Below are 11,578 nucleotides of genomic sequence, written 5' to 3' on the forward strand. Positions count from 1 at the left end.
TAAATGGACTGAGTCCTGTTCAATACAGAATTCAGTCCTTAAAATAATCGTCCAACTTTTCGGGGTCAGATCAAGGCTCATAGCTTAATTAATGATTATTTCTCATGATGAATATCTTCTTGATAAGTAAAATAATCAAAGTCTGCGGAAAGCTCATAACCAGAATAGTCAACGCAAGCTAATCCCACAAAAGCCCCAGTAAAGAAACCGCCATAGGATTGTAAAACATAATCATCAGAAAGAACTTTAGCATCTAATTTAACTGGAATACGTTGATAGTTAATACCATCAAATGTGTATTCATAATAATAGAATTGTTTTTCAACCACAGTTCTAAACCAAACATATTCAACGTCAGCAGGGATAGGAATAGCATTTTCTTGTAAATAAGAACGGTATTGACCTCGATTATTCTCTGCTACTTCAATCACCCTGCCTTTTTCTTCATCATAGGTGATGAAAATAAAGGACCAATGGCGATCATTATAAAAATTGGTCAATCCAGCCATTTGTTGATAGCTAAATGGATCAAATTTTATTTTAGTTTCAGCAGAAAAATAGAAATGTTGCCAACGTCTTGCAATCATTGATACTTCATGAGTATTAGCTAAAGAACCTCGCCCAATAAGTGTTAATTTACCATCTGTAATACGACCAAAATAATCGGAGAATGGGACACGTAAAGTATTCCAATGCAGATTTAATTGTTCGCTAGTGAAATCATCATGTTGGTAATTTGCTAATGTTTTTGAGCTAGAACTATTCACTGATTTTGGCGGATCGATATAAATTTGCCCACCTGTACCACCTTCAATTTTAGGCCAGCCAGCTTCATTCCAATACACTTTTTGTAATGAAGTTTCACGCCCTAATGTACACCAACCACGAGGATCAGAATGTGATTCTGTTGTATGATGCCATGGACGCCCACATAAACTTGCGTAATACCATTCACCGTCAGGTGTATCAACTAATGCACCATGACCTTGTTTTTGTAGTTCAAATTTTGGTGTATCAAAGTTTGTAATAAATGCACCTTCAGGATCTGTTTCGAAACTATAAGCCTCTAATGTTGTTGATCTCGCAACGACTTCTTGATGCGTATAGACTGTGCCGCCTTCTGCTGCAAAAAGATAATAGTAGCCATTAATTTTATAAAGGTGAGGACCTTCAACCAATTTCACTTCAGTACCAGTATAGATGGTTCTTGCGGTTTGAGGCTTGAGTTTTAATGTCACAGGATCGAGTTCAGTGAGGGTGATTCCATTAAATGGATGTTTGTATTCACGATGATCCCAAGTTTGTTGCACTAAATATTTACGACCATCATCATCATGGAAAAGCGAGGCATCAAAACCCACACCATTGAGTTTAATTGGATCGGACCAAGGACCCAGAATATTTTCAGCCGTAGTGAGATAATTAGTCATATCTTTAAATGCACCCTCTGTCACTTTGACATCAGTATAGATAAGCCAGAATTTACCATCTGCGTAAGATAAATCAGGTGCCCAAATACCTCCAGAAGAAGGATTGCCTTTCATATCAAGTAATGTTTTTGTAGATAAAGGAGATGGTAATAGTTCCCAATTAATTAAATCTTTTGATTGATGTAAACGTACGCCAGGAAACCATTCAAATGTAGAGTTAGCGATATAATAAGTATCGTTTACACGAATAATAGATGGATCAGGATGAAATCCAGTTAAAATTGGATTTTTAATTTTCATAAGATTCTCCTAATTGATTATTTTTAGTAATAGTTAAATTCATTTTTTCGATTTCTTCATCAGATAATGGATAAAGTGCAATAACGTAACCAGCAATAATGGCAAAGATAATTGGCATCCAAATCATAGAAATATTGATTCCTGATAAGGCTTCTGCGGTTTGTGTGGGTTGACTACCGTCAAAACCGAAGAAAGAGTTAATGTATGCAGGAATAATGCCACCTAAAGCAAGACCGATTTTAAAGAATAATCCCATTAAGGCATTGATAATACCCGCAACTCGTTTTTGTGATTTGAATTCACCATAATTAATGACTTCAGGAACTAATGCCCACATAAAGCCAGTGGCAGAAGTTAATCCCCATTGCTGTAAGAAACGACCAATATAACCGAGCATTGGTGAATCTTTGAAATTATCAAATTGCCAGATATAAAGGAGTAATTGACCAATAATAAAAATAGTTAAGAAAACAAAGAAAAATCTTTTTTTACCAAGTGTGGTACGAAGATAAGGCCATAAGGCAACGAGAAAAATACCAGGTAATGAACCGATTAAACCGATAGTTCCCATCCATTCTTGGTGACCAATATTATAATTCATATAAAATGGCCATACGGTATTACCAAAAAACATAAAGGTAAACGAAATTAAGAAAAATAATCCTAATATTCTGAGTGGATAATTATTTTTTAGCTCTAAAACTAAATCAACATATCTAATCTTCTCAATACTACTTTCTTTTGGTAATACACGTTCTTTAGTACCAAAATAACAAAAAACTAACGCAGCAAAACCAATGAGCATATAAACAGCATAAACTTTAAACCATGCTATTCCTGCATCAGATGTCATATAGTTACCTAAATTTAATTCAATACCAAAAAATCCAATATTTTTTAATGTTTGATGTGGGGAAACTAATTGGATAAATAATGGAAATAATGTATAGACTAATAAATTGGCAATATTTGCCATTGTCATTCTAATTGTTGTTATTTTGGTAATTTCTTGATTATTTCTAGTAAGGGAAGCATTTAATGAACCATAAGGTATATTCACAAATGAATAAATTAATGCAGTTGCTAAGTAAGAAATAAATGCATAAAAGAAACTGCCTTTAGTGGAATCAATAGGTAGAAATAATAAAGAAGCAACAATGGTAAGAGGAATACCAAATTTAAGAATATAAGGACGATATTTTCCACTGTTAGTAATCTTTGCTTTATCAACAACTGTTCCTACCCAAGGATCCCAAAATACGTTAATCCATTTAACAATAAAGAAGATCGTTGCACCTGCTGCGGCGGATAATGTATTTACTGTAATCAAATAAACTAATAAAAAACCGCCAATAGTACCGAATATTAGGTTTTGAGCTAAATCTCCTGCACCATAAGCAATTTTTTCTCTTAATGAGATATGAGCAAATTCATTATTAATATTTTGATTGTTTAACATGAATATCTCCTATGTTCTATGTTAAATATTAAGATGATTTTATTATGAATATTTAGGTTTTATGCTCAATTTATAAATTTTGCTTTATTATTATGATTTTTAGTTTATGTGATGTTGGTCACATTATCGAGGAGGAGGTAAATGGTGAAAAAAGATATTTTTTATAAGAGAGTGAGTTTATTGTGAATCAATTAATTTCTGTTATTGTTTTTATGTTAAAAATAATTTTAAAGTTATTTAATAAATATTAAAAAATAAAAACGCACTCTAGTAATAAAGTGCGTTTTACAAACTTTGAGAGTGAATAATAATATTATTCTTTTTTCTTACTAATAGAATCCACCCAAACAGCGAGTAGTAAGATACCGCCTTTTACAATATATTGCCAAAAGGTTGGAACATCGAGCATACTCATACCATTATCTAATGCAGCAATAATTAACGCACCGATAATCACGCCAAAGATACTACCGACACCACCAGCAAGGCTTGCACCACCAATAACACAAGCGGCAATCGCATCTAATTCGGCATTTTGTCCAGCGGATGGCGAACCTGCACCCAATCTTGCACTTAAAATTAGCCCTGCAATCGCTACCATCAAACCATTAATTGAGAAGATAGCGAGTTTAATTTTTTCCACTTTAATCCCTGAAAGACGAGCTGCATCAATATTGCCACCAATTGCATAAATATAGCGACCGAATGCAGTTTTCTTCGATACGAAATAACCAATGACGGCAAGAATGGCGAGCAATAATACAGGGAATGGAATACCACGGTAATCATTAAGAAGATAAATTGAACCTAAGAGTAAAATAGCGAGTACGGCATATGTAATAAAATCTTTAGACATTGCTGGTACAGGTAATTGTAATCTTTGACGTGCATGACGTTGACGGCTTGTCCATAAAATAAAGGCTAGAACAGTGATACAACCAATACCAAGACCCCAGACATCTGGGATATAACCTTGACCAATCAGGGTCATTGACGGACTGACAGGAGAAACGGTTGAGCCGTTAGTCATTCCTACGAGAATGCCACGGAATGCTAATAAGCCAGCCAATGTAACAATAAAGGAAGGAACACGTTGATAAGCAACCCAGTAACCATTCCAAACCCCAAAAATTAAACCAAGTACTAATGTTGCTAGAATTGTTGCTGGTAATGGCCAACCCCACCAAACGTTTGTGATGGCTGCAAAACCACCAAGTAACCCCATTAATGAACCGACAGAAAGATCGATTTCAGCAGCGATAATCACAAATAGCATCCCGATTGCTAAGATACCAGTAATTGAAGTTTGGCGTAATAAGTTAGAAATATTTCTTGCACTAAGATAAGCGCCATCAGTGGTAAAAGAGAAAAAGAGCATGATTACAATAATTGCAATCAATATAATATAAACTTGTAAATTAATGGATTTTAGGTTTTTCATAGACTACTCCTTGAGTGCAGTTTCCATTACTTTTTCTTGGGTAAGTTGATGATTAATCAGATTGCCTTTTAATTTCCCATGGTGCATAACAAGGACACGATCACTAATCCCGAGAACTTCTGGGAGTTCAGAAGAAATCACAATAATAGCAACCCCTTTTTTTGCTAATTCATTGATTAATTTATAGATTTCATATTTTGCTCCAACGTCAATACCACGAGTTGGTTCATCTAAAATCAAAATTTGTGGGTTAAGTAATAAGGCTTTGGCAAGAATCGCTTTTTGTTGGTTACCACCACTAAGGCGAGCAATAGCTAATTCAGGTGTCGGTGTTTTCACTTTTAATTCCTGAATAGATTGTTGAATAATAGTTTCTTCGAGTGCTTCATTGATCACATTAGCATGGCAATATTTCGGTAAAGCAGATAGCGTAATATTTTTATTTACACCCATAATTGGAATGATACCGTGACGCTTCCGATCTTCAGGTACCATAAAAATACCGTTCTTAATTGCTTCGGCACAGTTTTTATGTAATACAGATTGCCCATGTAATTTAAAGTTACCTTCAAATTTACCTGGATAAGCTCCGAAAATACATTGCACAATTTCAGTTCGGCCTGAACCAACTAAACCTGCAATCCCAAGGATTTCACCTTTATGTAATTGGAAACTGACATCATCAATTCGTTTAATGTGTGTATTTACATGATGCCATGCAGTTAAATGTTCTACGGATAAAATTTCTTCGCCGATTTCATGCGTGTCGTGTGGATAAAGAGAAGTAATTTCACGTCCGACCATCATAGTGATAATGTCATCTTCGGTCATCTCTGCAGCAGAACGAGTCCCGATATGCTTACCATCACGAATAACACAAATTTGATCGGAAATCGCTTTAACTTCATTTAATTTGTGTGAAATATAAATACAAGCGATATTATGTGCTTTTAGATTACGAATAAGATCTAATAATATATCTGTTTCTTTTTCAGTTAATGATGCTGTTGGCTCATCTAAAATTAATAAACGTACGTTTTTATTTAATGCTTTTGCTATTTCAACTAATTGTTGCTCACCTAAACCTAATTCACCAACAACAGTATAAGGATCAACATTTAATTGCACTTGAGATAACATTTTCTGACAGCGAAGATACATTTCATTTTCATCAGCAATGCCATATTTAGTTAATTCATTACCTAAAAATATATTATCCATAATAGTCATATTTTTAACTAATGCTAATTCTTGGTGAATTATTGCAATGCCACGAGTTTCTGTATCTTTTATATTTTTTGATTTAAGTAATTCTCCAGAAAAATAAATGTCACCCTCATAATCACCATAAGGATAAATACCACAAAGTACTTTCATTAAAGTTGATTTTCCAGATCCATTTTCTCCACAAAGAGATAATACTTCTCCTGGGGAAATAGAGATAGAAATATTATCTAGTGCTTTTACATCACCAAATTTTTTTACTATCCCTTTCATTTCTAGTAATACATCCATAGAAACCACCTTAAAATAAAGTGAGGGAGAATATCTCCCTCAAAAATATTATTTATAAACACTATCTTTAGTATGGAAACCATCTTTAATAACGGTTTCATCAATATTATCTTTAGTGACAACAATTGGTGTTAATAAATAAGATGGAACATCTTTAAGTGCGTTATTTAATACTGCATTACTTTCAACTTTTTCACCTTTACCAAGTTTCACAGCAATTTCTGCTGCTTTATCAGCTAACTTCGCAATTGGTTTATAAACCGTCATTGTTTGTGTTCCAGCAACAATACGTTTTACACCTGCTAAGTCAGCATCTTGACCAGAAATAACAACTTTACCTGCCAATCCTTGGGCTTGTAGAGCTTGTACCGCACCACCTGCAGTAGCATCGTTAGAAGCTACCACAGCATCAATTTTGTTATTGTTAGCAGTTAACGCATTTTCCATAATTTGTAATGCTTTTTCTGGTAACCAAGAATCTACCCATTGGTCGCCAACAATTTTAATATCGCCTTTATCAACTAATGGTTGAATAACTTTCATTTGTCCTTTGCGGAATAATTTTGCATTATTATCAGTAGGTGAGCCGCCCATTAAGAAGTAATTACCTTTAGGTTTTAATTTAACTAAACTTTCTGCTTGTAATTCCCCAACTTTTTCATTATCAAATGAAACATAGAAATCAATATTTGCATTATTAATTAAGCGGTCATAAGCTAATATTTTAATACCTGAACGTGATGCATCCTCAATAACATTACTTAATACATCACCATTGTGTGGAATAATGACTAATACATCGACATTTCTATTAATCATATTTTCAATTTGTGAGATTTGAACGCTGTCATCACCATTTGCAGATTGTACAAATACTTTTGCACCTAACTCTTCAGCTTTTTTAGTAAATATTGAACTATCTTTTTGCCAACGCTCTAAACGTAAATCATCGATTGACATACCAATAGTTAATTGTTTTGCCTGAGATACGCTGCTTATACAACCTAAAATAAGTGCAATAGATAATAAAGTTTTTTTAAATTTCATTTGAGTCACCTCATGTTAATTAAAGGGATAAGTAATACAGCGGCTATTACTATTCATAATTTCTACATGTGGAACAATTTATAAATTTTGTTTTTCAATTACGATTTTTAGTTTCTGTGATACTTCTCACAATATTAAAAATAAGTATGTTTTGGACATAATGTGATATTTGTCACAAAAAAGAATTATCTAAATTGGAAAAAGAAATAACGTAATTGAAGAGATGATTTTTCATATTTACTCTGTGCACAACCAAAATTTATTACGCATGTAAGGAGCTTAAAAATGACAACTTATTTTGATCAAATTGAACAAGTAAAATATGAAGGCCCACAATCAACTAATCCATTTGCCTATCGTTATTACGATGCAAATCGTGTGGTACTCGGTAAAACAATGGCAGAACATTTACGCCTAGCAGTTTGCTATTGGCATACTTTCTGTTGGAATGGTACAGATATGTTTGGTACTGCTTCACTTGATCGTCCATGGCAAAAAAATGCAACTGAATTAGATGCAGCAAAAGAAAAAGCCAATATTGCATTTGAATTTATTAAAAAATTAGGCGTACCTTATTATTGTTTCCATGATGTAGATGTTGCGCCTGAAGGTAACTCATTTAAAGAATATATTTATAACTTCTCAACCATTGTGGATTTACTTGCACAAAAACAAGCAGAAACAGGTATCAAACTGTTATGGGGAACGGCAAACTGTTTTACCAATAAACGCTATATGTCAGGGGCTGCAAGTAACCCTAATCCTGAAGTGTTTGCGTGTGCTGCGACTCAAGTTTTCCACGCAATGCAAGCAACCCAGAAATTAGGTGGTGAAAACTATGTGTTGTGGGGTGGACGTGAAGGCTATGAAACATTGCTTAATACTGACTTGAAACGTGAGCGTGAACAACTCGGTCGTTTTATGCAATTAGTGGTGGAAAATAAATATAAAATTGGTTTCAACGGTACATTATTAATTGAACCAAAACCACAAGAACCAACCAAACACCAATATGATTATGATGTAGCAACCGTATATGGTTTCTTAAAACAATTTGGTTTGGAAAAAGAAATTAAAGTGAATATTGAAGCAAACCATGCAACACTAGCTGGTCACACTTTCCAACACGAAGTGGCAACTGCAGCAGCACTCGGTATCTTAGGCTCTATTGACGCAAACCGTGGTGATGCACAACTTGGTTGGGATACAGACCAATTCCCGAATAGCGTAGAAGAAAATGCGTTAGTGATTTATGAAATCTTAAAAGCTGGCGGTTTAGGTCAAGGTGGTTTCAACTTTGATGCGAAGATTCGTAGACAAAGTATTGATCGTTATGATCTTGTTCATGCACACATTGGTGGTATTGATGTATTAGCACGTTCATTATTAATTGCAGCCGAAATGATTGAAAATGATCGTTTACAAGCAGAAAAAGATAAACGTTATGCTGGATGGGATGCACCATTTGGTAAAGATATTCTTAGCGGCAAACTTTCTCTTGCTGATTTAGCAAATCATGTTGTACAAAATGATGTTGCTCCAGCACCAGTTTCAGGTCGCCAAGAATTACTCGAAAATATTGTTAATTCTTATATTTATAAATAAAAAGGAGACAAAAGAAGGAACACAAGTTGTTCCTTCTTCTTTTATTGTTCTCATAATAATTAATCAAACTTAGCTAAGAGATGGGGAGGTACAATGTATCTCGGAATTGATTTAGGGACATCAGGAATAAAAGCCGTTGTATTAAATGAAGCGCAACAAATTGTTGCTACTGTGACGGCACCACTAAGTGTAACCCGCCGACAACCTTTATGGTCTGAACAAGATCCTGCTGATTGGTGGCAAGCACTGCAACAATGTTTTAGTCAATTAGCAGCAGAACAGGATCTTTCTGCGATCAAAGCAATTGGATTGACTGGGCAAATGCATGGTGCGGTAATGTTGGATGCACAAGATGAAGTTCTCTATCCAGCGATTTTATGGAATGATGGACGAAGTTTTGCTGAGTGTCACGAATTGGAACAGTTAGTGCCAGATTCTCGTGAAATTACAGGCAATTTAATGATGCCAGGGTTTACTGCACCAAAAATCAAATGGATTGAAAAAAATGAACCTGAAGTATTTAAGAAAATAGCTAAGGTATTGTTACCAAAGGATTATTTACGTTTATTACTCACTGGAGATTATGTGAGTGAAATGTCAGATGCAGCAGGGACAATGTGGTTGGATGTTGGCAAACGGTGTTGGAGTAAAGCGTTATTAACAGCTTGTCATTTAACAGAACAACAAATGCCACGTTTAGTAGAAGGTAATGCGATTACAGGACAATTATTACCAGAATTAGCTCAACAATGGGGAATGTCATCTGTTCCAGTGATTGCTGGCGGTGGTGATAATGCTGCTGGGGCGATTGGTGTCGGTTTATACCAAGCAGGGCAAGCGATGCTTTCGTTAGGAACATCGGGCGTTTATTTTGTGGTAACGGATCATTATGTTAGCAATCCAAGTAAAGCAGTTCATAGTTTTTGTCATGCTTTACCAGATCGTTGGCATTTAATGTCAGTGTTATTAAGTGCGGCTTCCTGTATTGATTGGGCAAATAAAGCCTTAGGAATTAATGATATTCCACAATTCTTTGCGTTAGCAGAACAAGCAAAAAGTAGTAAAGATGTCTTATTCTTACCGTATCTTTCTGGTGAGCGTACGCCACATAATGATCCTTATGCAACAGGCGTATTTTGGGGATTGCATCATGATACAACGCAAGCAGAAATGGCGAGAGCGGTTGTGGAAGGTGTAAGTTTTGCCTTAACTGAGGGTATTGAAGTTTTACATGAAACTGGCGTAACTGCGGAATCAATTACCTTGATTGGTGGTGGAGCGAAAAGCCATTTTTGGCGACAATTATTAGCGGATATTAGTGGTAAAACATTTGAATATCGAATTGGGGGAGATGTTGGACCAGCATTAGGTGCGGCAAAATTAGCACAAATGGCATTGCATCCAGATCAACCGATTGCTGATTTTTGTCCACCATTGCAATTAGAAGCTCGTTATCTACCAGATCCTCAACAGTTTAAATGTTATCGAGCTAAGTACGAGAAATTTAAACAGTTATATCAACGAGTGAGATATTTTTAAGTAGTTATAAGTATAAAGTCGGATATGGAGGTCCGACTTTATTATTTTTAGATAAGGGTATCGGATTGATATTGAGCCCGATACTCATTTGGCGTTTGTTGAAACTCTTTTTTAAATACGAAATAGAAATATTGTACAGATGGATAACCACAAACCTCGGCAATTTCTTGAATTGAGATTTGTGTATCACTCAATAATTGTTTAGCTTTATTCATTTTTTCTTCATGCAATACTTGATGGATCGTTTTACCCGTTTCAGTACGAAAACGATTTTCAAGATTTGAACGAGAGGCTTTTACATAATCTAGAACTTGTTCAACTTTGATGCCAGAACACGCATTTAAACGAATATAGTGTAACGCTTGAATCACTAAAGGATCTTTAATCGAGCGATAATCAGTAGAGGTACGTGCTTCTACACCCAATGGCGTAATTAAATAAGGATGATGTTTGATTGGACGATCTTCAATTAAAGCGTGCAATAATTTTGCAGCTTGATAGCCCATATTTTTTGTACCTTGACGTACAGAAGATAGTGGCACTCGAGAAAAGGCTTGAATTAATTCCTCGTTATCAATGCCAATAATACAAAGCTGATCGGGGATAGGAATATCTAATAAATCACAAGTTTGTAAGAGGTGCCTTGCACGTGCATCAGTAACTGCAATAATTCCTGTATGTTTGGGTAAAGAGAGAATCCATTCTGACAATTCTTGTTGTGCTTGCTGCCAATTTTCTGCGTGTGTTTCTTGACCTAAATAGATATTTGGTTGGTAATCATTTTGTTGCATAATCCGTTCAAAGGCCATACGGCGTTCACTGGACCAGTGCTGAAAACCTGGATCAGGCAAGCCATAAAACGCAAAGTGATTAATCCCTTTACGTTGTAGATGTTCAAAAGCAGCTTGTAAAATCGCATTGTTATCTGTTGCTACATACGGAATATTGGCTGGATAATTATGTTCATCTTGATAAGAACTGCCCACTGCAACAACGGGAATTTGACTATTGAGCAATTTTTTAGCTAAAGCTGGATTATCAAAATCGGCAATAATGCCATCTAGATTTTGTGGATCTAATGCTAATTCTCGATGAATAAAATCATCTTCTAAGAAGACATTCCAAGACACTCTTGACGTTTGGATATATTCACCAATTCCACTCATCACTTCACGATCATAAACTTTATTCGCATTAAAAAATAAGGCGATTTGATAGTAGGATTTTGACATAGCCCTCCTT

Annotated in this window: 8 protein-coding genes; 2 read left to right on the top strand and 6 right to left on the bottom strand. The window is 35.1% G+C overall.

The window, feature by feature from the left end:
- Positions 1-95: 95 nt before the first annotated feature.
- The 5 genes from ACFFHT_RS04940 to xylF all read right to left on the bottom strand — a co-directional run bounded on the left by ACFFHT_RS04940 (position 96) and on the right by xylF (position 7,192).
- Entirely contained in the window at positions 96-1,730 is a 1,635-nt protein-coding gene (locus tag ACFFHT_RS04940; protein ID WP_382374014.1) for a glycoside hydrolase family 43 protein, read from the bottom strand.
- Positions 1,720-3,189, bottom strand: a complete 1,470-nt coding sequence (locus ACFFHT_RS04945; RefSeq protein ID WP_382374016.1) for an MFS transporter — start codon at positions 3,187-3,189, stop codon at positions 1,720-1,722. Before ACFFHT_RS04945 ends, ACFFHT_RS04940 begins: the two co-directional genes overlap by 11 nt.
- 313 nt (positions 3,190-3,502) lie before the next feature.
- Entirely contained in the window at positions 3,503-4,630 is a 1,128-nt protein-coding gene (locus tag ACFFHT_RS04950; protein ID WP_382374018.1) for a sugar ABC transporter permease, read from the bottom strand.
- A gap of 3 nt (positions 4,631-4,633) precedes the next feature.
- On the bottom strand, positions 4,634-6,145 hold the full coding sequence (locus tag ACFFHT_RS04955) for a xylose ABC transporter ATP-binding protein (protein WP_382374020.1): 1,512 nt from the start codon (positions 6,143-6,145) through the stop codon (positions 4,634-4,636).
- Between the two features lie 48 nt (positions 6,146-6,193).
- Positions 6,194-7,192 carry a D-xylose ABC transporter substrate-binding protein gene (gene xylF, locus ACFFHT_RS04960; RefSeq protein WP_382374021.1) on the bottom strand — a complete coding sequence of 333 codons (999 nt, stop codon included), beginning with the start codon at positions 7,190-7,192 and terminating at the stop codon, positions 6,194-6,196.
- A gap of 285 nt (positions 7,193-7,477) precedes the next feature.
- Between xylF and xylA the strand changes: the two genes are divergently transcribed.
- Complete coding sequence (gene xylA, locus ACFFHT_RS04965; protein ID WP_382374023.1) at positions 7,478-8,797, top strand: xylose isomerase; 1,320 nt, start codon at positions 7,478-7,480, stop codon at positions 8,795-8,797.
- A gap of 93 nt (positions 8,798-8,890) precedes the next feature.
- Positions 8,891-10,336, top strand: coding sequence for a xylulokinase (xylB, locus tag ACFFHT_RS04970; RefSeq protein ID WP_382374025.1), 1,446 nt, complete (start codon positions 8,891-8,893; stop codon positions 10,334-10,336).
- Between the two features lie 47 nt (positions 10,337-10,383).
- Here the strand turns inward: xylB and ACFFHT_RS04975 are convergent, their stop codons facing one another.
- Complete coding sequence (locus ACFFHT_RS04975; protein ID WP_382374027.1) at positions 10,384-11,568, bottom strand: XylR family transcriptional regulator; 1,185 nt, start codon at positions 11,566-11,568, stop codon at positions 10,384-10,386.
- Positions 11,569-11,578 lie beyond the last annotated feature (10 nt).

It is taken from the genome of Gallibacterium melopsittaci, assembly GCF_042433085.1.
Taxonomy (GTDB): Bacteria; Pseudomonadota; Gammaproteobacteria; order Enterobacterales; family Pasteurellaceae; genus Gallibacterium; species Gallibacterium melopsittaci.